Genomic DNA, 25817 nt, shown 5'->3' on the forward strand with positions numbered 1-25817 from the left:
CAAAAGAAGCCTTTAGTGCTTCTTTTTGAGGAGTTTTTTGTTTTCAGGGTTATTCAGCAGGGCTTCCATGGAGCTTTTTGCTTTGTCCTCCTTCTTTTGCAGGCGTATCGGTTCGGCAAGGTTGATAACCATGGGATGGTCTTCTACAAAAAGCTGTTTGATCGCAAGCAGCGGAACCCGCACAATCGCACCGAAATTTTCACTTCCGAACCCTGCCTCAAAAACAAAGTCGCTTCCTTCGATCTTGGCACTTTCATAAGTATATCCGCTTAGAACAAAAAGTACGGTTTCATTAAAACTCTCGGCAATGGCAGAAGGCAGCTCGGGATCGAATGTAATATATTGTGTTTCACAGGCAATGGCAAATTCCTGGTTTTGCTCAAAAAGATAGGAGATCGTTTTTGTAATATGGTCTTCCATCAATGCCCTGTACTGCGAAGTCTGAAAAAGGTTCATTGTCATCATATTCCTTTTGGATACGTTTAGGTTTGAATGTTGAAGTGGTTTAGGATCTTAAATCCTATCATAGCATTCATTAAAGCTACTTGTGTATAGCCGGGCAATGCTTCTTTTGTAATGTCTTTTGCCGTAAGGAATCCTTCATCAAGGAGTTTCGCTCGCATCGTTCCGTGCAGAAGGGGTGTTTGGGGGGTCACCCATATTTTTCCGTCATAAAAAGCAATGTTGGAGATAGTGGTATCGGTCAGCAGTCCCTCTTTTTCAATGATGATCTCATCTACATCCCTGTTCTCTTCCAAAAGCATAGTAAAACCTGTTCTGTCTGCATATTTGTAGCTGTAGTCCAATGCAGAGGAAACAACCCTCAGTGAGTGTATTGCTTTTGGAATATAAGGAAGATACTCGATATGACGTATATGTGTATCATAGATGACACGGCAGCGGTAAAGTCCTTTTCTGGGGGGCTTTATAAGCAGGGAAAGATCAAGTGTGTCCTGTGTCCCCAAGAGGGAGCTTCTGCTCTGGTTACATCGTTTCTGGTGATAGGGGAGATTCAGTATTTCCCCGTCTTCGGCTTTTATGGTTTCAAGCAGAAGAGAGGAATGCATTTAAATGTCAAAGAGTTCGGTAGAGAGATAACGTTCTGCGGTATCACACAGAACAGTAACGATCACTTTGCCTTTGTTTTGAGGACGAGACGCTGCAAGAGAGGCGGCATAAAGGTTGGCTCCAGAAGAAATACCGATAAGCAGCCCTTCTTCTTTTGCTATTTTTTGTGCCATGTTGAAGGCGTCCTCATTGCTGACGGTAATGACTTCATTGTAAATTTCTGTGTTGAGAATGCCGGGTACGAAGCCTGCTCCGATACCCTGTATCTTGTGGGCACCTGCTGCCCTGCCTGAAAGTACTGCGGAGTTTTCCGGTTCGACCGCAATGGCTTGCAGTGAGGGGATTTCCGCTTTGAGTACTTCGGAGGTTCCTGTAAGTGTGCCTCCGGTTCCTACCGCTGCTACAAAAATGTCAACTTTTCCGCCTGTATCTCTCAGAATTTCCGGGGCAGTGGTTTTGCGGTGAATATCCGGATTGTCCGTATTGTTGAACTGTTGCAGAACAATTGCATTGTCAATCTCCTTTGCGAGGGCATCGGCTTTCTCAATGGCACCGTTCATACCGTTTGCAGCAGGTGTCAGCACCAGTTCCGCACCAAGATAGGCAAGAAGTTTGCGCCGTTCGATACTCATGGAGTCAGGCATCGTCAGGATCAGTTTCAAGCCTCTGGCTGCACATATCGCAGCCAAACCGATGCCGGTATTGCCGCTTGTAGGTTCAATAATAGTACTCTTCTGCGTAATGTGGCCGTGTTTCATTGCTTCATTGATCATATTGAATGCGATCCTGTCTTTGACCGAAGAGGTAGGATTCATGAATTCACATTTCCCCAGAATGGTAGCCCCTGTTTCTCTGGAAAGGGAATTGATCTTTACAAGCGGGGTATTGCCGATAAGATCTTCGATGCTGTTGGCGATCATTGGTACTCCTCATAGGTATATCGGGCAGAACCCGAACAGTATTATGCAAAATGATACTATATTATTACTTTTGGCTTAATGGTTTAAATTCAAAGTTTTCATCATCATACGATTCTATGGTGCCGTCCTCAAGGTTGTAGTGCCAGCCGTGAAGGAAGAGTGTACCGTCCTCAACACGTTTTCTTACAGCCGGATAGGTCAGCAGGTTGTCCAACTGGTAGATGACGGACATTTGTTCCGTATAGCAGTGCAGGACTTCTGTTGTACTTTCTCTATGTGCAAGAAGCGCCACTTTCTTTGCTTCCTGCCCGAGTTCAAGCCATTTGATGGTATGTATGTTTTCCTGGGTCGGTTCAATTTCTTTGTAGAGTGCGGCAATGGCACCGCAGTGGGAGTGTCCACAGACAATAATGTCGGAAACCTCAAGAATGCTGACAGCATACTCTATGGCAGAAGCGGTAGCATGAAAATCCGCATCGGGATTGAACGGTGCAACAAAGTTGCCTATATTTCTGACAATGAAGAGATCTCCGGGTTTGGAATTCGTGATCATGGCAGGCATGACCCTTGAATCACTGCAGCCGATAAAAAGTGCTTTGGGCTGCTGGCCTTCCTCCACCAGTTTTCTGAAACGCTCTTTATTTTTGTTAAAAGCGATTTTCCTGAAAGCTTCGTGTCCGGTTTCAAAGTTTTGAAAGCGACTATCCATGTCTGACTCCTTTAATGCTGTAGGCGATCTCTTCCGAGGCATACATAGGTACGACACCGTTATATTCAGCCGGCACACGGAAAGGTTCTTTCTCCAGTATCACTTTTTTGGAAAGCGGTGCTATGCCATAGATCTTCTGGGCATTCCCCGAAATAAATGCCTGAATATGCTCCAATGACCGATGTGTGTCAAAAAGCTCTGTGAGCAATTGCAGCGCGATGGGGGCGGTAAAGACACCGGCAGCGCATCCGCATGTCTCTTTGGCATGTCTGGGGTGCGGGGCAGAGTCTGAACCGAACATAACTTTCGGGTGTGCTTCCAATGCAACTTTAAGTAAGGCTTCCCTGTCTTGGGGACGTTTGGCAATAGGTTTGCAAAAAAGATGAGGCTGAAGCATACCGCCTGCCACATCATCAAGAGTGATCAGCAGATGATGTACGGTGATCGTTGCATGAAGATTTTCAAATCTGTCCAGTGCTGCAACACTCTCTTTGGTGGTAATGTGCTCCATAATGATCTTGAGTTTGGGAAATGCAGATGCCAGTTTTTCATAAATAGAAACAAATTCAGCTTCTCTGTCCATGACGAATCCATTGGTTTCCCCGTGGATGCACAGAGGAATCTCCAAGTCGCTCATTGCTTCAAGTGAAGGGCGCAGTGCTTCGATATCAAATCCGCTGACACCTCCCTGGGAATTGGTAGTGATCCCGGCGGGATAAAGTTTGATAGCTGTGAGTTCTTCCCTGACTGATTCAAGGAAAGCCCGGTCATATTCCGATTTGAAAAAGAGGGTCATGTAGGGAGTGAAGTGCTCTTCTCCGATGGCTTCAGTGATACGCTTTTTATAGGCAAGAAGTGCTTCTTTGCTGCTGACAGGAGGAACAAGGTTGGGCATAATGAGTGCACCGCTGAATGTGGCAGCACTTGCCTTGGCAATGTTCCGGAGCATTACTTCATCTCTCAGGTGCAGGTGCATATCGAGGGGAGCATCAAGTGTTACTATGGTTGATGGCATCAAAATCCTTTATAACATAATAGTGGGACCGTTCCGTATCTTTGGGTACGAACCAGTAAATAATCTTCATTTTGCCACATATTGCATTAAGTTTGCGTAAAGTGCTCTGTTTGGGGGGTGCAAAGATGACTACTGGGTAGTCTATGCCGCCGGCAAAAAGCTGGTTACAGCGCAAAATACGAAGGGTGCTTGCCGCCAGTGCCTTATGCGGGGCATTGAATTCGAACTGCCATTTGGCATATTCGGAACAGGTAGGATAGTACCGGCAGTTCGCCGGCAGCATTTTGGAAATATATTGATAGCCTTTGATGGGAAGAGTATAAAAATTTTTCTTTTTCATTTTTGGTTTGGCAGGAGCAAATAGTTATTTAATGTATCGCTGTTTTTTTTGAGTTTAAGGAAAACACTTTCCATTGGTTGTATTTCATGGGAAAAACCGGGTGTTCCCGCCGTACGTGCTTCATATCCCGTTGATGTTGTTCCGCTGCTGTTGTGGATATAGAGTGTTGCATCGCGGTAGGAATCATTGGAACTGTCGGCCCATTCATTATAGGTACCGCTGGAATTTGTATGATGGCTGAAGAAAAGGTTGCTGATCGATATTTTAAGTGGAAATGCATTGCCGATGAGGTAGTTTTGCTGATGTGTATCACTGCTTGCAGGCAAGTTGATACGTTTGACCCTGCTGAAAAGAGGGGAGCGGGTTGAGCCGTCTACTCCGTAGGCAGCATCATCTTCATCTGTTGTAAATGCCAATCCGCTTAAACTTGTATCTATGGACATGGTTTTATCCAGGGCGGTGATGATCCAGTATCCTTTGCCGGGACTGACGGTATCACCGCTTTCCATCAAACGCATATCGTGGCTATTGCTTCCTGTTGTATCGACCTGTTCATACATAACCCAGTCGGCACTGTCACCGTAAGTACCAAGTGACGTACCCAGAAGCGCTTCTATATCGTTACTGCCTGTATCGCAGGGGAAACTGACGGTTCTCCAGTTGTATGCGGTCAATGCCAGTGTCATGTCGGCACAGGGAACACAGTTTGCACCGCCGTCTTTAATGGTCCATCCGTTATTGTCAATCAGGGATGTTCTTGCATTGTCACCTTGGCAATACTGGGCATCTGATGAGAGGGTAACGTTGTTTTGTATGCTTTTTTGACTCCAGCTGATCAGGAGGTCGTCATAGTTTGCTACAGTGAGACCGGTATTTCTAAAGAGGTTTTTCGCACTGGTAAGGTTGCTGATATCCCATGGTCCCAAAGAGCGGTTGAAAGCACTTGCTTCAAAGAACATATTGTTGATGGTTGTGACGCTGGAGGTATCCCATCGGGATATATCTGGGTTTGCGGTAGAAGCATGATTGAACATGTATGCCATGTTAGTGACACTAGCGGTATTCCAGTTGCTAACATCCGGGTCGGCTATGGCTGCACCTGAAAACATCCGGTTGAATGTTGTTGCGGAGGAAGTATTCCAGTTGCTGACATCCGGGTTCGCCTGTATAGCATTGCGGAACATAGCATAGAAGGTAGTGACCTGCGAGACATTCCAGTGACTGACATCAGGATTTGCAATGCCGGCACCGTAGAACATATGATTCATTTTAGTGACGCTGGATGTGTCCCAATGACTGACATCCGGGTTTGCGGAAGAAGCCGCTTGAAACATATGACTCATATTGGTAACCTTTGAAGTATCCCAGTTGCTGACATCGGGATCTGCCTGTCCTGTTGCACGAAATACTGCAGTCATGTTGGTGACTTGCGAAACATTCCAGGTACTTACATCCGGTGCCGCATCTGTACATCCCTGGAACATGGAAGAGAGATTGGTAATATGGGAAATGTCCCAGTTTGACACATCGGGGTTAACCTGGGTACAGTCCTGAAACATTTGCCGAAGACTGCTGACTTTGGAAAGGTCAGGAATGTCAGTAGCATTGACAGCAAGGTTGTCTGCCCCCCGGTAGGCTTGAACCATACTGCTCCAGATCGCAGTTCCCCATTGTTCTATGCTTAAGAGCTTTAAAACATCTGTCTGTGTGCTAGCATTGACATAGAAACGTATGCGTTTGAAACCTTTTTTGTTGCCGTTATTGTCCTTGACACGGATGGTGTATGTACCGGCGGCCGGATAATTGCAGGTATAACTGTTGTTTCCTGTAATACCTGTTGCTTCGTCTATGCCGTCATTGTTGCAGTCCACGTTATATCCTGCACCGCTGGTACGTACCACAGGAACGGTGAACTGTGTATCGGAGGAGGCACCGGTATTGTCTGTTTTGATCTTTATGACATAATCATCTGTATCTGCAGCCGATAAAATCACGGGGGAAACAGACAGCACCATTAATCCGGTGACAAGAAGATGATATAAAGTAATATGTCTTACCATTGCCAACGATTCCTTTTCAATTGTTATTATTATAACACAAAAGAAAGAATGGTTTATAATTTTTGTGCCTGGCCGTTCCTGATGATACATGAGGAGCTCATATTGACAGCATGATAAATGGTCGTGCCGTATTTTCTGCTGTAGTACTGTAGCAGCAGTTTCTGTAATGTCGGTTCTATGGAGGGAGTGAACCAGCCGTTATTGCTCAGTACGATCATTTTTTTTGGTCTGCCTTTGTAAAGTTTTTCGGAGGTTGCCTCAAAACAGATGGCATTGCGATAAGTGTTTCCGTCTATCTTATAGTCGGTGACATGGTTGTCAGCTTTGTAATCAACTGCACCGTCGTAAAAGACCTTGTTGACCCAGTCACTGAGAAAATCCGGAAGAGGATTGCTTTCTCCGAAAGGGACAAGCAGCACCTTGTTGGCGATCTGTATGGTGTTGTGTGTAAAGATATAGGTTGAATTTCTCGGTGTTTTTCCGTCCCAGTAGAGTCCACCGGTGACAATAGAAATATGTTCCGCTTTTTTTCTGAGTGCATCCATCAGTGAAGCAGAGCGGTTTAGGAAAAGGGGAAAAACAGACTCGGGAAGGATCACCAGGCTTTTGTTCTCATCGATCGCTTTGTCTATGGCCGCAAAAAGCATGCTGAACTGTTCAGGTTGCAGGGTTTTGTTCCATTTGTTCTCGACAGTGGTATGTGTGGTGACAATATCAATATCTTTCGGAAGTGTCGTCTTTGCCGTGGATAAAGGCTGCCAGGCGAAAAGCAGTATAAGCAGATAGGCATACTGTTTTTTCCACAGCGTCAGGACAATACCGGCAAGGATGATTGCAAACTGCCATTTTTCGATACCGAAACAGCTTTCGACAAAGATCAGCTCGGGTTTGAACCAGTCGAATCCGAAAGGGTGGATATAGCTCAGCCCCCAAAGGCCGAGGGCTTTAAGGGAAAGAGTAAAAAGTGCAGGAGGGGATGCTTCGCACCTGCCATACAGAGCATCGGAGCTTTTCGGGGTGAAGCACTGTACCCGGCAGGAGAGGTACTCAGACAGAAAAGCGATTGCCCAGAAAAGGATGGCATACAGCAGTCCCATAACGATCACAACAAGCGGAACGGCCCAGGGCATATGGTAGTGGTTGAAGCTCAAAGCGATCCACCAGAACCAGAAAATACCGGTGAAAAACCCTGCTGAGGCCCAGACGGCTTTGTCGGACGGAAGGAGCAGGTAAAGGCAGCCAAGACCCAGTATTGAGTTAAGCCAGAGGAAGGAAATTCCCCAGTGGTCGAGGTAAATAAAGGCAGAACCCAAAAGAGCGGTCATCAAGCCCCTTGTTAGTACAAAGGTGCTAAAATGTCTACGAAAATTTTTCAATTTACTCAAAAGGATTCCTATGGGAGCAGAACAAGGAAGCATGATAGGTTCATTTCTACCGCTTATCATCTTATTTGCCATTTTCTATTTTTTGATCATTCGACCGCAGCAAAAGCAGGCTAAAACGCACAAAGAGATGCTTGCAAGCCTCCAAAAGGGTGACAGGATTGTCACAAATGGCGGTATTATTGCCACAATTGTAAAACCGGAAGACGATTTTATCAAAATCAAATTAAATGATGACACTATTGTAAAACTTGACAGGGCATTTGTATCAAAGAAAGTTGAAGTAGGCAATGAAAACGCTTAATTTCAGACTGATACTTTTTATCTTTGCACTCATTTTCGGTATTGTTTTCTCCATCCCTTCGCTCACGCAGAGTACAAGTGGGAAAAAGATCACGCTGGGGCTTGACCTTCAGGGTGGATTGCATATGCTGCTTGGTATCAAAAGTAATGTGGCGATCGCTTCGCGTACCAAATCCATAGCCGGAACGGTAAAATATATTTTTGACGATAATGATATTATTTTTGATGATCTTCGTATTGTAGATGGCGACAAGGTAACCTTTGAACTGCTTGACCAGGATGATGTACCAAAAGCAACAGCACTTCTGAAAAAAGAGATTACCGGTACTGTTCTGACACAGAACGGTTTGAAATTCACTCTTCAAATGACACCCAAAGAGATGGCGCGAACCAAGCAGAATGCCATCAAACAGGCAGTCGATACCATTCGAAACAGACTTAATGAATTCGGATTGGCTGAACCTACGGTAGCCAAACAGGGCGAAGACAAGATACTCGTTGAGGTTCCCGGCATCAAAACCCAGGCCGATGAACAACGTATCCGTGAGCTTATCGCCCGTGCCGCACATTTGCAGCTGATGGCTGTCGATGAAGGCAGAGCGGCAAGGGTTTCCACTATGAGTACGGCAGAAGCAAAAAGTTACGGTGATGTGATCCTGCCGGATGTCTATCATCCAAAACAGCGTTATCTTCTTCGCCAGATCCCTGTACTGGACGGTTCTATGCTGACCGACGCCAAAGTCGGTTTTGACAAAGCCAATCAGCCGGTGATCAACTTTACCCTGAACGGGCAAGGTGCAAGAATATTTGGAGACTTTACAGCCAAAGCAGTCGGTAAACGTATGGCGGTTGTTCTGGATAACAAAGTGTATTCGGCTCCGGTCATCAGGGAAAGGATCGGCGGAGGACATGTTCAGATATCGGGTAACTTTAAACTCGATGAAGCACATGACCTTGCGATTGCATTGCGTTCCGGGGCTCTTTTGGCACCGGTGTACGTCATGGAAAAACGTTCTGTAGGACCGAGCCTCGGTGCAGACAGTATCAGAGCCAGTTCCATGGCACTGGCACTCGGTTTCATTCTGGTCATTGCCTTTATGATGATTTACTACCGTATGGCCGGAGTCATTGCAAACGTTGCATTGGTCGGAAACCTTTTCCTGATCCTGGCGATCATGTCTCTTTTCGGAGCGACATTGACACTGCCGGGGATGGCGGGTATCGTACTGACGGTCGGTATGGCCGTGGATGCAAACGTCATCATCAATGAGCGTATGCGTGAACTGCTGCATGAAGGGAAATCGATCCCCAAGGCAGTGGAAGACGGTTACAGCAATGCCTTTACGGCTATTTTGGATGCCAACGTAACGACCCTGATCGCCGCGGTTGTCTTGTACGCTTACGGTACCGGAGCCATTAAAGGATTTGCCTTGACAATGAGTATCGGTATTTTGGCATCGATGCTGACAGCTATTGTCGGTACACACGGGTTCTACCAGTGGCTTATGCCGAAAATGGATAAAAAAAGATTGAATTTCTGGTTTGGAATTACAACTGACGAGGGGGTAAAATAATGGAACTGTTCAGAATGAAAAAACCGATCCCTTTGATGAGCCAAAGTAAACGGTTCGGAGCATTGTCCCTGACGGTTGTACTGATCTCGCTTATACTGATCTTTACGAAAGGATTCAACTACGGGATCGATTTTGCCGGCGGTACGCTCGTACAGGTCAAATATGAGAACAAAGCACCCATAGAGAAAGTGCGGAAAGCGATCAGTGTAGACAAAAACTATGAAAGTGCAAGTGTTACCTATTTCGGTAATCCCGATGAGCTGATTATCAGAACGAAAATGAGTTCAAAAGCACTGGGTGAAGATATCAGTGACAAAATGACACAGCTTTTAAAAGGGACAGGAAACTTTAAAATACGAAGAGTGGACATGGTCGGGGCCAAAGTAGGCTCCGAACTGCGTGAAAAAGGGTTGATGTCCATGTTCCTGGCGATACTCGGTATTCTGATTTATGTTTCTTTCCGGTTCGAATGGCGATTTGCCGTAGCCTCTGTTATGGCCCTGGTCCATGATGTGACCATAGCTATGGGGGCGGTAGTGCTTTTCGGCATCGAAGTCAACCTCGATACACTTGCTGCGCTGCTGACCATTTTGGGATATTCTCTGAACGATACGATTATTGTATTTGACCGTATTCGTGAAGGGATCAGAACGATCAAAAAACCTGAACTGGCCTCGATTATTGATGAGTCGGTAACACAGACCCTCTCAAGAACAACGTTGACGTCACTGACCACATTCTTTGTGGTTCTGACTCTTTTCCTTTTTGGCGGAGAGATCATCAGAGGATTCAGCTTTACGCTGCTGGTCGGTGTTGTCGTAGGTACCTATTCTTCTATTTTTGTGGCCTCTCCGATCTTGATGTGGCTCGGTTTTGATGTTTCCGGTTTCAGAGAGAAAGAGGCAGAAAAAATCAAGCGGGAAAAAGAGAAAGAGAAAATGCGCTCCATGTACGAACAGGGAACACTTTAAAAATCTTTAATACAGGCAGTTGTAGAGTACTGTCTCCCGACAGTACCGTAAAATAGTCTAAAGAATAGGGTGCCGAGAGAACACAGCACCCTGCAAAACCATTCTGTGTTATAATGGCATAGATAAAATAAGAAGGAGAAGTCATGCAATGGGGAAAGGTATTTTATATATTTTTTACGCTGATGTCATTAACGACATCGGCAGCATTTTTGTATGAAAATTCGACTGTAGCACTTTTTATTGCCGGTTCTGTCAATATTGTTTCGACTATTTTGAAGATTGGTGTACGAAATATTCTTTCAGCAGAGCTTCTTGCCGGATCGCTGGTTGCGGACCTTCACCTGATACCTGCCTTTTTTGCCCTGCAGTTCTATGGTAACGACAAGATCGCTGTTGGTCTGGTCATTGGTGCGGTGATCGCCAATCTATATACAATCTTCGTTTCCATGATCGAGAGTGCGAAAGAGAAAGCTGACTTTTAAGTCATCGGACCTGGAATGTGAATGGAAGCCATACTTCAAATGCCGACACTCACAGGAGAGGACATCGGGCAGAAACGCACTGAGATACAAACCTATTTCCAAAGCTGTTTCAAGCGTTACGAATCCTTGTTCAAGACATTGGCCGCAGAAGAGGCTTACTTCATGAAGGCAGATTCTCTCCGCCATCCGATCATCTTTTATTACGGACATACCGCTACGTTCTTTGTCAATAAGCTCAAACTTGCCAAGATCATTGACAGACGCATTGACCCGGAACTGGAATCTATTTTTGCGGTAGGTGTAGATGAAATGAGCTGGGATGATCTCAATGGCCAACACTATGACTGGCCGACATTGGCACATACCCAGACATATAGAAACAAAGTCTATGTTCTGGTCTCGGAACTGATCGAGACCCTTCCTCTGACCCTTCCTATTACACAGGATTCGCCCTGGTGGGTGATCTTAATGGGGATCGAGCACGAGAATATCCACCTGGAGACTTCTTCTGTTCTGATCCGTCAGCTTCCCCTTAACATGGTGTGTGAAACGGATCTGTGGCACCACTGTGAAGTATGGGGGGAAGCGCCGGAGAATGTACTGCTTTCTGTTTCGGCCGGAAGTGTACAGCTCGGCAAAGGAACAGAGGGTGATTATTTCGGATGGGACAACGAATACGGACATCATCAGACCGAAATTCCTTCATTCCGGGCATCGAAGTTCCTGGTATCGCATGCGGAGTACCTTGCTTTTGTAGAGGACGGTGCTTATGACAATGAGGCACTCTGGAGTGATGAAGGTGCAGCCTGGAAAGCGTATACCAAAACAAAACATCCGCTTTTCTGGAGAGAAGATGCACAGCAGGCGAATGGTTACCGTTTGCGTACCCTGACTTCCGAGATCCCTCTGCCGATGAACTGGCCTGTAGAGGTGAACTGTCTGGAAGCGGAAGCCTTTTGTCGCTGGCTGAGCAGAAAAAAAGGCAGGAACATTACGCTGCCTACAGAAGATGAATATATGCGTCTGCGACGTGCGGCAAACGTACCCGGGTATGCGGTCTGGTCTGCGCGTGGTACAGCCCCCGGCAATATTGACCTCAGAGATGCTGCTTCCTCTGTACCGGTCGACCGGTATGCACACAATGGATTTTACGATGTCATAGGAAATGTATGGCAGTGGAGCCGTACGCCTATCTATCCTTATGAAGGCTTTGAAGTACATTCTGTTTATGATGATTTTACGGTGCCCACTTTTGACGGGAAACACAATCTCATCAAAGGGGGTTCGTGGATCAGCTGCGGAAACCTGGCACTGGAGACAAGCCGCTATGCTTTCAGACGACACTTCTATCAGCATGCAGGTTTCCGCTATATCGAAAGCGGGTACGAAGAAAAGGTGGCGACCAATCCCTATACGACGGACAGTATTATTTCGCAGTACTGCCATTTCGGCTGGGGCGAAAACAGGCTGGGGGTAGAGAACTATCCTGCCAAATGTGTCTCCCTGATTGCCGAATATATGCAGAATAGGCCCAGTAAACGTGCTTTTGACATTGGCTGTGCCATCGGGAGAAGTACCTTTGAACTGGCACGAAATTTTGATGAAGTAATCGGGGTGGATTTTTCTGCAAGATTCATACAGGAAGCACAGAAACTCAAAGAGAGAGGTACTCTGTGCTATGTGATGCCCACAGAGGGAGAACTGGAATCTTTTCATGAAGTATCGCTTGTGCAGTTCGGCCTCGAAGAGGAGAGGAAAAAAGTTGCTTTCTGGCAGGTGGATGCCTGCAATCTCAAACCGATCTTTGCCGGTTTCGATCTGATCTTCGCGGGCAATCTTCTGGACCGGCTGTACGATCCGAAAAAATTCCTCGACTCCATCGCTCCGCGTCTCAATGAACGGGGACTGTTCGTACTGACCTCTCCCTATACCTGGCAGGAGGAATCTACACCCAAAGAGAAATGGATAGGCGGGTACAGGAAGGACGGAGAACATATGACCACTTTTGAGGGCCTCACAGAGATACTGGAAAAAGAATTCAGACTGATAGACAGAAAAGATGTCCCCTTTGTGATTCAGGAGACAGCGAGAAAACATCAGCACACAATTGCCGAAATGACCGTATGGGAAAAGAAATGATGTTTGACAGTATAGACAGAAGCGGTACGTACACGACAAAGTATGAGGATGCGGTCAAGAAGTTCGGTACTGCTGATCTCCTGCCCCTGTGGGTAGCCGATATGGATCTGGCATCTCCTGCCTGTGTACAGGAAGCACTGGTCAAACGGGCGCAGCATCCCCTCTATGGCTATACGGTTTACCCGGAACGCTATTACGATGCGATAAAAACCTGGTATGCAAAGGCTTACGGCTGGAAAATAGCAAAAGAATGGATCGTACCGTGCTACGGGGTCGTTCCCTCTATCAATTTTGCTATTGAAGCGTTTACGGAGCGGGGCGACGGTATACTCGTTCAGACACCGCTCTACCCGCCTTTTGTTGCCTCTGTCAAACACAGAAAACGCAAAGTACTGGAAAATACGCTGGTCTATCAGGAGGGAAGATATGTGATCGATTTCTCAGACTTTGAAACCAAAGCACAAGAAGCGGAACTCTTTCTGCTTTGTTCTCCGCATAATCCTACAGGCCGAGCCTGGAATGTAGCAGAACTTGACAGGATCATCGATATTTGTGTGCAAAACAATGTGATGATCGTTTCCGACGAGATACATGGTGATATGGTGTATCGAAAGCAACATCATGCTCTGGGTACTTTTGATAAGATCCGAAAACACTGTGTGATCTTCAATGCACCTTCCAAGACGTTCAATGTTGCAGGTCTGAATACGTCTTTTGCCATCATTCCTGATGCCCGTGTGCGCAGAGCCTACAGACTTGAACAGGACAGATCGGGCATTACCAATGGAAACCCTTTTGGCATTGAAGCACTGATGAGTGCCTATGAAAGCGGGGAAACATGGCTCAAAGCACTGAAAGTGCATTTGCAGGAAAATATTGATTTTGTGAAGGGCTGCCTGCAGGAATATCAGCTTCCTATTATTCCGGTAGAGACTGAAGCAACCTTCTTGATGTGGCTTGACTGCCGTGCCATGGGAATGAGTCATGAAGTTTTGGTACAATTCTTCATTCAAAAAGCCAAACTTGGCCTCAATGACGGAAAAAGTTTCGGTGAATGCGGCAGCGGTTTCATGCGTTTGAATATTGCGACATCAAAAGAAACTCTGCATGAAGCGATGCATCGGCTGGAAAAAGCATACAGGGGACCTCCAATAATAGGTGATACCCACAACACCTCTAGCTTTTGTCTAGGTTAGGCACTCTTTTGAAGTCCTAGCCGTAGCTAAGTCGAAAAAGAGTAACGACGCATAGGCGAAAGCTAGAGATGCCCAAAGGGTAGGCTTTGCAAACGCAATCTTGCACAAGATATTTACTTCGTCTTAGTTATGGCTAGGACTTGAAAGTCTCTTGCCCAATCTTACATTTGCAAAGCCCATTGTGGGAATTACCTATTATTAGAGGTCCCCTACAAGAAAAAGAAGGACGAGAAATGAAAAAAAGTATTATATGGTTCTTTGCCTTGACCATGTGGATATATGCATTGCCTGCCGGAATCAGTAAGATCATCAGCCAATCGGGAATTCCTGCAAAAGATATCAGTATCTATATTAAAGAGACAGGAAACAGCAATCGTGTGCTTGCGTCTCTGAATGCCGAGACGGCACGGACTCCCGCTTCTGTTATCAAGGTGTTGACAACCTATGCGGCTGTTTTGAAACTGGGGTTTGATTACCGATGGCCGACCAGGTTTTATATGACAGGCAAGATCAAAGGCGGTATATTGAGAGGCGATCTCCTTGTCAAGGGATTTGGTGATCCGACCCTTTCAGACAAGGATCTGGATGATATTGTGACAAAGATCAAAGCCAGAGGGATCCGACAGATCATGGGAAATATTGTGATAGACCGGAGCTATTTCAAAGTAACTACCCGGGACAATTCCGGGTTTGACGAACATACGTACAGTCCCTATAATGCCATGCCGGATGCCATGATGTTCAATGAGCGTATCAGTACCATTTGTGTTTCTCCCAAACATAACAGTGTGACCAAAAAAGTGGCTGACAACAGTTACACTATCGTCAATCACCTTCAACCGGTCAACAAGCCCTGCCGCGGACGCTATTCCTGGCCCTCCTTTAAGGTAGATAAAAGCCAGGGAACGCTAAGTGTACTCCTGAAAGGGCCTATTTCAAAACATTGCGGAACACGGAACTTGTGTCAGGTGATCACCAAACCCTATAAATCATTCTATTATGCTCTGAAAGATGCATTGCAGAAGAGCGGTGTCAGTGTCAAGGGAAGTCTGCGTCTCAAAAAGGTACCCACCGGTGCCAAAGTACTTTTTACCCATTATTCGAAACCGCTTGAGAAGATCATTGCCAAAACAGCCAAAAAGAGCAATAATCTCTACGCAAGGCAGATACTGCTGACACTGGGTGCAAAAATGTACGGGGCACCGTCAACACTGGATAAAGGCAGAAATGCTGTTGCGTATATTCTTAAAAGCAGAGGTGCATTTACTTCAAGTGTTCTGCATATCGATAACGGCTGTGGCCTTTCACGTACTTCCAGACTTTCGGCAAAGCTTCTTGCAGATATGTTTGACCATGCCTATATCAGGTACGGGCAGCGATGGATGAATACCCTTTCCATTGCCGGGGTGGACGGTACCATACGGAGACGTTTCAGGGGTACTGTAGTGAGAAAGCGCGCCTGGATGAAAACAGGAACACTCAAGCGGGTCAAGAACATTGGCGGATATGTCAAAAGCAGAACAGGAAGACTCTATACCGTTGTCATTCTGGTCAATACAAGACAGGGAAGATGGAAAGCAGCACAGCTGCAGAACAATATTATTAAGTGGCTGGTGATGTATAAAGGTAGAGGCAGCATACCCAGGAAGAGCACCCCGTCATTAGGAGCAGTATCACAAAACAGTACGGTAAAATATTCGGCCGGTGTACAGCATCTGCAAGCCCGCTATTATATTCAGGCAGGTTCCTTTGACAAGGTACCGGCTGCAGTTTACCTCAAAAAGATCAAAACATCAGGGTTTTCCTATACAGTTCAAAACGGCTTGAAGTATAAGGTATTGATAGGTCCTTACAGTAAAGAAAAAAGAGCAAGGGCAGTTTTGGAAAAAGTACGGTCCGATATCAACGGGAAAGCTTTTTTGATCGCTGAGGACAATTGAATATAGAATGAGATTGATATCTTTTTATGTTACTAAATGAGTAATCATTCTCAGTTAATATAAATTATTTAAAATAATGTACATTATTTTAGTCTTTTTCAATAAAATGGATTTATGTATTTCCCCTTCATATCCGAAATCGCAACTACAGCAGTATCGACTGTACCAGAAACAGCTACTCTGTCACAGGCAATTGAGCTTATGCTCAAGAGTGAGCATAGACATATTGTTGTGACAGGGAACAAAAGGTTTTACGTATTGGATATTTATGATATTCTGCGTATCAACAGGGAACACACAGATACAAATCTCCGGCTTGACACCTTACACCTCACACGCTTGCCAACGATTCGTAAAGAAATGAACATACTTGAAACACTGGATTATTTGCAGAATGACGTTGAACTGATTGCCGTTGTCAATAAAGATGAAACGCTTTACGGTGTGATCGCACATTCAGATATTCTTTCCAGTATCGATCCCGATACCTTGATGGATAATTACCGTCTTTCTGATCTTCTGAAAAGAAAAAAGAGAAATCGCTGGGTAGATAAAGAGGTGATCACTTACGATATTTTTCATACAATGGAAAAATACACACATGACGCCGCTATTGTTGTAGAGAATGGAAAAGCCCTTGGTATTATTACAACGAAAGATATTCTTAAACTCTTAAAAGAAAAAAAAGATCTCAGTCTGCCGGTCAAAACATACATGGTGACTCCGGTGATGACCATTCTTCAAACCTGTACACTGAATGAAGCACTTCGGTTGATGCAGGATCAACATTTCAAACGTATTGTCACTGTAGATGATGAAGGGTATCTGATAGGATTCATTACGCAGAAAGAATTGATTTCTATTGCATACAGCCGCTGGACAAAGATGATGCATGGATATTATAAAGAGTTGGAACAGAAAAATGCAAAACTGGAGCAAAAGAGCAAAAAATATGAAAAGATCGCAGCGACGGATGCTTTGACGGGACTCTATAACCGTATGAAATTTATGGATCTGTTTTTGCTGGAGTACAGTATTATGGTACAGCGGCACAATGCACTTTCCCTGCTCGTACTTGACCTTGACTACTTCAAGAAGATCAATGACAGTTACGGACACAATACGGGAGATGAAGTATTGAAACAGATTTCCAATCTTCTGTTGAGGGAATTGAGGAATGTCGATATTTTGTGCCGGTGGGGAGGAGAAGAGTTTGTGGCACTTTTACCGTCGACAGATGCTGGATTTGCCTACGAGGTTGCCGAAAAAATACGCCTTTCCATAGAAAATCTGGTATTTTCCGGTCTGCCGGCGGTCACTGCAAGCATAGGTGTGACACAGATCGATGAGAGGGATGAACTCCATGATGCCATAGAACGTGCTGACAAGGCGTTGTATATGGCAAAAGTAGCCGGTAGAAACTGTGTTGAAAAAGTGATGATAGAGACTCCCTGATCTCTATATTTAACCCCAACTTCGATATAATCTGATAAAAAATCAGGGCCAATATGAATTTTGAAACCTATCCTTTTGAAAAACTCAACCAGTTGCTTGAGAATGTGACACCTGACAGTCGCTACAGCCCTCTGAGTCTTACCATCGGTGAGCCGCAGTTCGATACGCCGAAATTTATTCTGGATGCATTGAAGGCACATGCTGCGCTGCTGAACAAATATCCGAAAACGGCAGGAGAAACAGTGCTGAGAGAGGGAATGCTGACCTATCTGAAAAACCGTTTCGGCCTGACACTGGACAATGGACAGATCATACCGACTTTCGGTACGCGTGAAGTACTCTTTAATTTTCCGCAGTTTTTGCTGCATGATGTTGAAACACCGCATATCGTTTTCCCCAATCCTTTTTATCAGATCTACGAGGGGGCGGCCAAAGCGAGCGGTGCAGATGTGGTTTACCTGAACCTGAATGAAAGTAATGGTTTTCAGCCGGAGATAGATGAATCTATACTGGCCGAAACCAACCTGGTCATTTTGAACTCCCCGAACAATCCGACAAGTTCCGTTATGGGGATGGAAGCAATGATAAAATGGGTCAATCTGGCTCTCAAATATGAGTTTGTCCTCCTGAATGACGAATGTTATGCCGATCTTTATCTGGAAGAAGCTGTACCCTCCCTGCTGAATGCCAGTATGGAAGCAGGCAATAAAGATTTTAAAAATATTCTGGTGATCAACTCCATCTCAAAACGTTCTTCGGCTCCCGGGCTTCGCAGCGGTTTTATGGCGGGGGATTCGGAGATACTCAAGGCATATATGGTGTATCGCACCTATGTGGGCTGTGCTTCTCCTCTGCCGCTTCAGGAAGCCGCTGCAGCAGCATGGGCCGATCAGAAGCATGTAGATATTTTCAGAGAGAAGTATAAAAAGAATTTTCAGATCGCCAAAGAGGTACTGGGAGTGGATGCCCCCGAAGCGACCTTTTATATCTGGCTCAAAGTAGAGGATGAGATAGACTTTACTGTCAAACTGTACGAAAAGTACAACCTCAAAGTAATTCCCGGGTCGTTCCTCGGCCGTGAAGGCGTGGGGAAAGGCTATGTCAGGCTGGCACTTGTATATGAAGCGGACAAGACAAGAGAAGCACTGCAGCGCATCGCTGCCTTGAAAGATGACAAAACCAAATCGTAGGATACGTAGCTCTCCGCACCACAATAAAGGAAAAAAATGGAAATGCCCGAAATACATGTAGAAGAACTCAAGAAAGACCCCGAATTTCTTGCCAATATCAAAAGACTTGAAGAAGAATGCAAAGCAGAAGAGAGCATTGCCAAAGGCTATCAGCTTCTGGATGCGCAGCTTGTTATTGAAGCGGATGAAGATGAGATCAATGAAATCTTCACCTATATCGTCAACACGGCTTTTGACAAACTTTCACAGTACCTTGTTGAGCACAGATCCTTTGACATGACTGATGAGGAAGAACGTGCTATTGCCAGAGCGATCTATGAACATGCCATTCAGCGCTATAGTGAAAATGACCGAAAAGCAGCAAAAGAGATGTTTCTTGTACTGCATCACACGATGGACCATCAGGGTCTCAAAGATGCGATGATGATCCATGCTTCTGCAGTGATGTCGGGTATGGATTTTGATGATTTCATCGACAATCTGGTAGATGTGGGCGATGTAGACCCGAATGATCCTCTGGCACTTTTCATTCAGAGTTTTGTGCAGCCCAATGATATTCTTTTGACGATGTATGCCAAGTATGTGGCGCAGGGGAAAGAGGAACTGAAAGTATTGGAAGAAGATAAGCACGTATCATAATGGCAGTGCAGGGGCAATTCTTGATGGTTGTCCTCTGGAAGAATTACAGGAGGGAGAGGTAATGAAAATACATTTCATAGGCATAGGCGGCATAGGTCTGTCGGCACTGGCAAAATTTCTTTACAATGACGGACACAAGATCTCCGGATCAGATATCAAACAGACTGAGATCACCAATGATCTGGCAACGAACTTCAATGCAAAGATCACGATTCCACACCATGCTGATGCCGTGGAAGGAGTGGACAGGGTCATTTACTCCGCTGCGGTTCGCCCGAACAATCCGGAGTATCAGAGAGCCAGGGAACTCGGCATAGAACTGCTTTCCCGAAAAGAAGCGCTGAAGTTCATTCTGGGAGACAAAGAAGTCTATGCGGTCGGTGGTGCACACGGTAAAAGTACCACATCGGCGATGCTGGCTTCGCTCATCCCGGAATCCAATGCCCTCATCGGTGCGATCTCCAAAGAGTTCGGCTCCAACGTGCGTAACTTCCCCAACGACAAAGTGGTCTTTGAAGCGGATGAGAGTGATGAAAGTTTCCTGAACTCCAACCCGACCCTTGCCATCGTGACCAATGTCGAACCGGAACATATGGAGTATTATGAGTATGACGAAGAACGTTTTTACAATGCTTACAGGAAGTTTCTCTCCCTGGCGAAAACTCGTGTTATCAATGCCGAAGATGCATTCCTTGCTTCGCTCGATATGGAGAGTATCAAACTCTACCCCTCCAAAGATATGAGGAATATAGAGTTTGTACTGGTCAACGGTGAACCCCATACACGGTTTGAACTGCTGGACTTTGGTACATTTGAAGTCTTCGGTTTCGGAGAACATATCGCCCTGGATGCGGCTTTGGCCCTATTGGCTGCACTGGAACTGGGAGAAGATATAGAGGCGATCCGTACGCGGCTTCGTCATTATAAAGGGATCAAAAAACGTTTTGATATTGTTCAGAACAGGGAGAACTGTGTGGTCATTGATGATTACGGCCATCACCCTACGGAAATAAAAGTGACCATGCAGTCCCTCAAAACCTATGAGGCATTGAGAGATTTTTCACAGCTCAATGTGATTTGGCAGCCGCATAAATATTCGAGGACCATAGACAACCTTCCGGGGTTCGTAGAGTGTTTCGAAGGTGCGAATGAGCTGGTGATACTGCCTATCTGGGCTGCGGGAGAGCTGGAAGTAGACATCGACCTCAAGGGAGCATTCAGCCGCTACAAACTGATTATGGCCGATTCCGTGACCAAAGAGGATAATGTGGTAAAAGTGTTCAAGGATGGACATGTCATCAGAGAGTACAGTGAAGGGCTTGTCTGTGCATTCGGTGCGGGAGATATTACTTATCAGATACGGGGTGAGGCGTAAAAAAGAGGAATCGAAGCGGAAGAACCGCTTGGGTAAGGGAAGTTAGAGTAGACTTGTCAAATGGCTGTCGATATCTGTGATGACAGCATCGAGGTTTCTTTCCCCGTCAATGACTTTCAGCACATGTTTGTCTTCATAGTGCGCTTCGATCTCGGCGAGAGACGCTTTGTACGACTTCAACTCATGTTCGAATATCTCCGGGTCTCTTCCCGAAGCGATCCAGCGTTCTCTGGCAAGTTCATCGTTTACTCTGACCTCGATGACAGAGACTACCTGAATCTTGTCGTTGTTGAAGATATAGTCACAGAAGTACTGCATCTGTTTCTCTTTTCCCGGGAAACCGTCAAGAAGTACGGCCGGTGTGGGTGCTTTGTTGACCGCATCGACGATCATTTCTACCACGATCTGTGTCGGTACGAGATCACCTTTTTCCACATAACTTTTAGCGATATGGCCGATTGCTGTTCCTTTTTCGACTTCCGTCTTAATCAGCTCTCCTGTTGAGTAACTGGTGATCTCAGGATGTTTTTCCGCGATTAGTTTGGCATCTGTGGTTTTTCCGGAACCGGGGGCACCGATGATCAATATGAGTTTTTTGGGCATAAATTTCTCCTTTGTATTGTAATATTATATCAAATTGTAGTGTTAAAAGGGGCTTATTCGCAAGAGAAAAGAACAAAAAGGTAAAAAAGGAGCCCAAAGCGGATTTTATCGTTTTTTTAACACGGTGCTATTGATTATTCTGCTATAATAAATGTTTATATCTATGAGTAAGGAAATGCATGTTGAGCAGGGGATACACGACGGAACTCTTAACGGGGAAGGACAGCAGTAAACGTAAAAGCCGGATACCGGCAAGGATTGATTTCCTTCAAAGTGTCTCAGGCCTGGTACTGGCACTTTTTATTATGTTCCATTTAGTGTTTGAATCCTCTATCCTTCTGGGGAAGGATGCTATGTATATGCTTACAAAAGTTTTTGAAGGAGAACCGTTCATCCAAGGCGGAGAACCCTTGATCATTTCGGTACTGGCATTCATTATTTTTGCATTTTTCGTGCTTCATGCAGGGGTTGCTATGCGAAAATTCCCCTCTTCCTATAAAGAGTATCGGCGATACACAGAACATAAGGCACTTTTGAACCACAATGATACCAATTTATGGTATGTGCAGATCATGACAGGGTTCATTATGTTCTTTCTGGGTTCCATTCATCTTTATATCATGATGACACAGCCTGAAAATATCGGTCCGTACGCTTCTTCTGACAGGGTTTACAGTGATCTTATGTGGCCGATGTATCTGGTCTTGCTGATCTCTGTTGTGCTGCATGCGGGAATAGGTCTGTATCGTCTGATCATCAAATGGGGTGTATTTGACGGTAAAGACCCTAAAGCCAACAGGCAAAGGAGCAGGAGAATCGCAAAAGTATTGGTGACAGCCTATCTTCTTCTCGGGCTTGCTTCCCTGGGGGCCTATATGCGGATTGGATATGAGCATCGGGGTGAGTATGGGCAAAGATATGTACCAGGGAGCGGAAAATGAAGATCATATATACAGATGCGCTTGTCGTCGGCGGCGGTCTGGCAGGTTTGCGTTCTGCCATTGCGGCAAGGGACAAGGGACTTGATACCATCGTACTGAGTATGGTTCCTGTCAAACGCTCGCATTCGGCAGCTGCACAGGGCGGTATGCAGGCAAGTTTGGCGAACAGTGTCAAGGGAGAGGGAGACAATGAAGATATCCACTTTGCTGATACGGTCAAAGGAAGTGACTGGGGATGCGACCAGAAAGTAGCGCGTATGTTCGTGACCACCGCACCCAAAGCGATCCGTGAACTGGCAGCATGGGGCGTGCCCTGGAGCCGTATCGGGAAGGGTGAGAGGACAGTGGTCATTAACGGAAAGCATGAAACCTTCAACGAACGTGATGAAGCCTATGGACTCATCAATGCCAGGGATTTTGGCGGGACAAAGAAGTGGCGTACCTGTTATACCTCCGATGCAACAGGACATACGATGCTTTATGCTGTAGCCAACGAAGCATTGAAACGTGATGTTGATATTCATGATAAAAAAGAAGCGATCTCCATTATTCACGACAATGGTGTATGTCACGGTGTGATAGTGCGTGACCTTATTAACGGAGAGCTGATCGCTTATGTGGCGCGCGGGACAATGATCGCTACAGGCGGATACGGGCGCATTTACAAACAGTCGACGAATGCCATTATCTGTAAAGGAATCGGTACTGCCATTGTACTTGAGACGGGCATTGCAGAACTGGGCAATATGGAGGCAGTACAGTTCCATCCGACGCCGATCGTACCGTCGGGTATACTGCTGACAGAAGGATGCCGAGGGGATGGAGGCGTGCTTCGTGACAAAGACGGGTACCGTTTTATGCCGGATTATGAGCCTGAAAAGAAAGAGCTTGCTTCCAGAGATGTAGTAAGCCGCCGTATGATCGAGCATATCCGTAAAGGCAAAGGGGTCAAGTCTCCGTACGGGGACCACCTGTGGCTTGATATTTCCATTCTTGGGCGTGAGCACATTGAGAAGAACCTGCGTGACGTACAGGATATTGCCATCAGTTTCAATGGTATTGATCCGGCTGATGAAGGACCAAAGGGGTGGATGCCTGTATTGCCGATGCAGCACTACTCCATGGGCGGTATACGTGTTAAACCTACCGGAGAGAGTACCACGATGAAAGGCCTTTTTTCTGCGGGAGAAGCGGCATGTTGGGACTTGCACGGATTTAACCGCCTGGGAGGGAACTCTGTCAGCGAAGCAGTCGTATCCGGTATGATCGTAGGTGAATACTTTGCCCAATATTGTCATGAGACACATTTGAATACCAATACTTCGGTGATCGAAGGACATCTTGAAGCCCAGATTAACTATCTGAAGGAAATCCTCAGTTATGACGGAGGGCTCAATATTTTTGATATCAAAGATGAAATGAGAAGCATTATGCAGGAGAAAGTAGGGATCTTCCGAAACGGTGATGATCTTCTCGAAGCAGTACATAGACTTGAGGCCTTGCTGAAAAAGACGAAAGAGATCACGGTCGAGTCCAAAAGTCTGGGAAACAACCCGGGACTCAATGAAGCCTACCGTGTACCCAAAATGCTCAAACTGGCACTGTGTGCGGCAAAAGGCGCATTGCAGCGCACTGAAAGCAGGGGTGCGCATTACCGGGAAGATTATCCCAAACGGGATGACATGCATTGGCTGAAACGTACGATTACGACATGGGAAAATCCGGAAGATACGCTGCCCTCTATCCATTATGAAGAGATCGATATTATGGAAATGGAAATGCCCCCGGCTTTCAGAGGATACGGAAGAAAGGATTCACTGATCGAGAATCCGATGAGCGCACAGCGGGAAGCCGAGATAGAAGAGATCAGGAAAACGTTGGGTACGGTCGACCGTTTTACGATTCAGGAAGCGCTGCTTGACTACGAGCTTCCCGGAAAGCTTAAACATAAAAATGAAAGAGTAGGAGTAGGGTATGCCTGAGAATGAAAATTACAGAGAGATAGAGATCACCGTTTTCCGTTACAATCCTCAGGACAAGGATTCCACACCGGAATACCAGACCTATACCCTGACCGAAACACCCGGAATGACACTCTATATTGCCCTGATCCAGATATGGTCAAAGATGGACCACGATCTTAGTTTCGATTTTGTCTGCCGTGCAGGTATCTGCGGCAGCTGTTCTATGGTGGTCAACGGAAAACCGAGACTGGCCTGTAAAACACGTACGAACGAATTCGAAGATGGAAAGATCACACTGCTGCCTCTGCCGGCATTCAAACATATAAAAGATCTTTCTGTCGATACAGGAAACTGGATGAATGCAATGAGTAAAAAGCTTGAAAGCTGGATACACACACAGGAAGAGACGGACCTTTCACGCATCGAAAAACCGGTAGATCCTGAAGTGGCAGATGAAGTTTTTGAACTCGACCGCTGCATCGAGTGCGGGATCTGCCTTGCGAGCTGTTCGACGAAGATCATGCGCGATGATTTTGTCGGTGCAGTCGGCCTCAATAGAACCGCACGTTTTTCCATCGATCCTCATGACCAGAGAACAGATGAGGATTTTTACGAGCTTATCGGTGATGAGAACGGTGTATTTGGCTGTATGAGCCTTATGGGGTGTGAAGACCACTGCCCGAAGAACCTGCCTTTGCAGACCAAGATCGCCTACATGAGACGCAAAATGGTCAAGGTGAAATAGACTGTTTCACGCTCCTGCGTTCGACGCGGGAGTATAGATTCCCGGTACGTTAATTATCTGATATATGCATTCCTCCGCGCAGGATGGAGAAAGTAACCTGACAATGTGCTATGTTCAGTATGGTTGAAGTCAGAGCCATCCGTACTGCTGCAACGCTTCAACTATTCTTTCGGCCATGATCTTGTAGCCTTTGCCATTGGGATGGATCTGGTCACTTTTGAGAGAAGGGTTCCCCAGTATATTTGACAGCAGACCGCTGACAAGAGGCACCTCCTCTTCTTCTGCCACCTCTTCGTAAAGATTGAGAGGAGAGAGGCCAAAGAGTGAGAAATCAGGTACCGCAGTCAAAAGTACGCCTATACCTTTTGCTTTGGCCATCTGTATCATATGTTTCAAATTTGTTTTGAGCTGTTTCATAGATTTTTTCTGCAATATGTCATTCCCGCCAAAACAGAGGATCATCATTTTGACGGTTGGATCATCCAGAAGTGCGGGCAGACGTTTCATCCCTTCGGCAGAAGTATCACCGTTCCTGCCGGCATTGATGACACAGTGGCCGCTGAGTCTTTGGAGGACAGCGGGGTAACTCTTTTCGGGCGGCGCGCCGAAACCGTAGGTCAGACTATCCCCCACAGCCAGGACAGTATCACCGTTTTTCAGCTTAGGCATGTGGCTCTTTTTGCCGGAGAAAAGCGTAAAAAGTATGAGTACAAGTATGGTACCGATGACATATTTCATCTTTCTCCTTTGGGTATATGCAGTATTATAGTATAATCCCATTAACGATTTCAGTGAACAATATTTAC

General features: G+C 45.8%; 24 protein-coding genes. 14 read left to right on the forward strand and 10 right to left on the reverse strand.

All coding sequences use genetic code 11. The features are described from left to right. Positions 1–12: 12 nt before the first annotated feature. The 8 genes from F8L24_RS09520 to F8L24_RS09555 form a co-directional block, all read right to left on the reverse strand. Entirely contained in the window at positions 13–462 is a 450-nt protein-coding gene (locus tag F8L24_RS09520; RefSeq protein ID WP_294955042.1) for a hypothetical protein, read from the reverse strand. A 20-nt stretch (positions 463–482) separates the two neighbouring features. Further along, on the reverse strand, positions 483–1067 hold the full coding sequence (locus F8L24_RS09525) for an aminotransferase class IV family protein (protein ID WP_294955044.1): 585 nt from the start codon (positions 1065–1067) through the stop codon (positions 483–485). Then, positions 1068–1988 carry a cysteine synthase A gene (gene cysK, locus F8L24_RS09530; RefSeq protein ID WP_294955046.1) on the reverse strand — a complete coding sequence of 307 codons (921 nt, stop codon included), beginning with the start codon at positions 1986–1988 and terminating at the stop codon, positions 1068–1070. It abuts the gene before it with no gap. Between the two features lie 64 nt (positions 1989–2052). Then, positions 2053–2697, reverse strand: coding sequence for a carbonic anhydrase (locus tag F8L24_RS09535; RefSeq protein WP_294955049.1), 645 nt, complete (start codon positions 2695–2697; stop codon positions 2053–2055). Then, a complete protein-coding gene (gene pyrC / locus F8L24_RS09540) occupies positions 2690–3712 on the reverse strand; it encodes a dihydroorotase (RefSeq protein ID WP_294955051.1) in 1023 nt (340 codons plus the stop codon). Before pyrC ends, F8L24_RS09535 begins: the two co-directional genes overlap by 8 nt. Beyond that, the gene (gene yidD, locus F8L24_RS09545; RefSeq protein ID WP_294955053.1) at positions 3687–4052 is read right to left on the reverse strand and encodes a membrane protein insertion efficiency factor YidD; all 366 of its coding nucleotides are present in this window, start codon (positions 4050–4052) and stop codon (positions 3687–3689) included. The genes pyrC and yidD overlap by 26 nt, the downstream gene beginning before the upstream one ends. Beyond that, on the reverse strand, positions 4049–6112 hold the full coding sequence (locus F8L24_RS09550) for a BspA family leucine-rich repeat surface protein (protein ID WP_294955055.1): 2064 nt from the start codon (positions 6110–6112) through the stop codon (positions 4049–4051). The genes yidD and F8L24_RS09550 overlap by 4 nt, the downstream gene beginning before the upstream one ends. Before the next feature lie 53 nt (positions 6113–6165). Continuing rightward, on the reverse strand, positions 6166–7557 hold the full coding sequence (locus tag F8L24_RS09555; protein WP_365937989.1) for an apolipoprotein N-acyltransferase: 1392 nt from the start codon (positions 7555–7557) through the stop codon (positions 6166–6168). Here F8L24_RS09555 and yajC point away from each other — a divergent pair. The 11 genes from yajC (at position 7508) to murC (ending at position 20758) form a co-directional block, all read left to right on the forward strand. Then, positions 7508–7798 carry a preprotein translocase subunit YajC gene (gene yajC / locus F8L24_RS09560; RefSeq protein WP_294955059.1) on the forward strand — a complete coding sequence of 97 codons (291 nt, stop codon included), beginning with the start codon at positions 7508–7510 and terminating at the stop codon, positions 7796–7798. The two genes, F8L24_RS09555 and yajC, sit on opposite strands and share 50 nt — an antisense overlap. Further along, positions 7785–9371 (forward strand): protein translocase subunit SecD, encoded by a 1587-nt coding sequence (gene secD, locus F8L24_RS09565; RefSeq protein ID WP_294955061.1) that lies wholly within the window; start codon positions 7785–7787, stop codon positions 9369–9371. Before yajC ends, secD begins: the two co-directional genes overlap by 14 nt. Further along, on the forward strand, positions 9371–10342 hold the full coding sequence (gene secF, locus F8L24_RS09570; protein ID WP_294955063.1) for a protein translocase subunit SecF: 972 nt from the start codon (positions 9371–9373) through the stop codon (positions 10340–10342). Before secD ends, secF begins: the two co-directional genes overlap by 1 nt. Positions 10343–10485: 143 nt before the next feature. Beyond that, positions 10486–10824: a DUF6394 family protein gene (locus F8L24_RS09575; protein ID WP_294955065.1), complete on the forward strand. Its 339-nt coding sequence runs from the start codon at positions 10486–10488 to the stop codon at positions 10822–10824. Positions 10825–10845: 21 nt separating this feature from the next. Further along, the gene (gene ovoA, locus F8L24_RS09580; protein WP_294955066.1) at positions 10846–12963 is read left to right on the forward strand and encodes a 5-histidylcysteine sulfoxide synthase; all 2118 of its coding nucleotides are present in this window, start codon (positions 10846–10848) and stop codon (positions 12961–12963) included. Then, the gene (locus F8L24_RS09585) at positions 12960–14159 is read left to right on the forward strand and encodes a PatB family C-S lyase (protein ID WP_294955068.1); all 1200 of its coding nucleotides are present in this window, start codon (positions 12960–12962) and stop codon (positions 14157–14159) included. The genes ovoA and F8L24_RS09585 overlap by 4 nt, the downstream gene beginning before the upstream one ends. 233 nt (positions 14160–14392) lie before the next feature. Beyond that, positions 14393–16099, forward strand: a complete 1707-nt coding sequence (dacB, locus tag F8L24_RS09590) for a D-alanyl-D-alanine carboxypeptidase/D-alanyl-D-alanine-endopeptidase (RefSeq protein ID WP_294955070.1) — start codon at positions 14393–14395, stop codon at positions 16097–16099. A 114-nt stretch (positions 16100–16213) separates the two neighbouring features. Further along, positions 16214–17554 (forward strand): diguanylate cyclase, encoded by a 1341-nt coding sequence (locus F8L24_RS09595; protein WP_294955072.1) that lies wholly within the window; start codon positions 16214–16216, stop codon positions 17552–17554. 53 nt (positions 17555–17607) lie between these two features. Then, positions 17608–18744: a succinyldiaminopimelate transaminase gene (locus F8L24_RS09600; protein WP_294955074.1), complete on the forward strand. Its 1137-nt coding sequence runs from the start codon at positions 17608–17610 to the stop codon at positions 18742–18744. Between the two features lie 42 nt (positions 18745–18786). Further along, entirely contained in the window at positions 18787–19383 is a 597-nt protein-coding gene (locus tag F8L24_RS09605) for a hypothetical protein (protein ID WP_294955076.1), read from the forward strand. 61 nt (positions 19384–19444) lie between these two features. Next, positions 19445–20758, forward strand: coding sequence for a UDP-N-acetylmuramate--L-alanine ligase (murC, locus tag F8L24_RS09610; protein ID WP_294955078.1), 1314 nt, complete (start codon positions 19445–19447; stop codon positions 20756–20758). 42 nt (positions 20759–20800) lie between these two features. On the opposite strand, the gene F8L24_RS09615 is transcribed toward murC, so the two are convergent. Further along, positions 20801–21361 carry an adenylate kinase gene (locus F8L24_RS09615; RefSeq protein ID WP_294955080.1) on the reverse strand — a complete coding sequence of 187 codons (561 nt, stop codon included), beginning with the start codon at positions 21359–21361 and terminating at the stop codon, positions 20801–20803. A gap of 179 nt (positions 21362–21540) precedes the next feature. Between F8L24_RS09615 and F8L24_RS09620 the strand changes: the two genes are divergently transcribed. Genes F8L24_RS09620 through F8L24_RS09630 form a run of 3 tightly spaced genes read left to right on the forward strand, consistent with a single transcriptional unit; the run spans position 21541 to position 25011 of the window. Continuing rightward, complete coding sequence (locus F8L24_RS09620; protein ID WP_294955082.1) at positions 21541–22302, forward strand: fumarate reductase cytochrome b subunit; 762 nt, start codon at positions 21541–21543, stop codon at positions 22300–22302. Further along, positions 22299–24284: a fumarate reductase flavoprotein subunit gene (locus tag F8L24_RS09625; protein ID WP_294955083.1), complete on the forward strand. Its 1986-nt coding sequence runs from the start codon at positions 22299–22301 to the stop codon at positions 24282–24284. The genes F8L24_RS09620 and F8L24_RS09625 overlap by 4 nt, the downstream gene beginning before the upstream one ends. Next, positions 24277–25011, forward strand: coding sequence for a fumarate reductase iron-sulfur subunit (locus tag F8L24_RS09630; protein WP_294955084.1), 735 nt, complete (start codon positions 24277–24279; stop codon positions 25009–25011). Before F8L24_RS09625 ends, F8L24_RS09630 begins: the two co-directional genes overlap by 8 nt. 129 nt (positions 25012–25140) lie before the next feature. Here F8L24_RS09630 and F8L24_RS09635 read toward each other — a convergent pair whose 3' ends face one another. Continuing rightward, complete coding sequence (locus tag F8L24_RS09635; protein ID WP_294955086.1) at positions 25141–25749, reverse strand: GDSL-type esterase/lipase family protein; 609 nt, start codon at positions 25747–25749, stop codon at positions 25141–25143. Positions 25750–25817 lie beyond the last annotated feature (68 nt).

Source organism: Sulfurovum sp. (assembly GCF_015493435.1).
Classification (GTDB): Bacteria; Campylobacterota; Campylobacteria; order Campylobacterales; family Sulfurovaceae; genus Sulfurovum.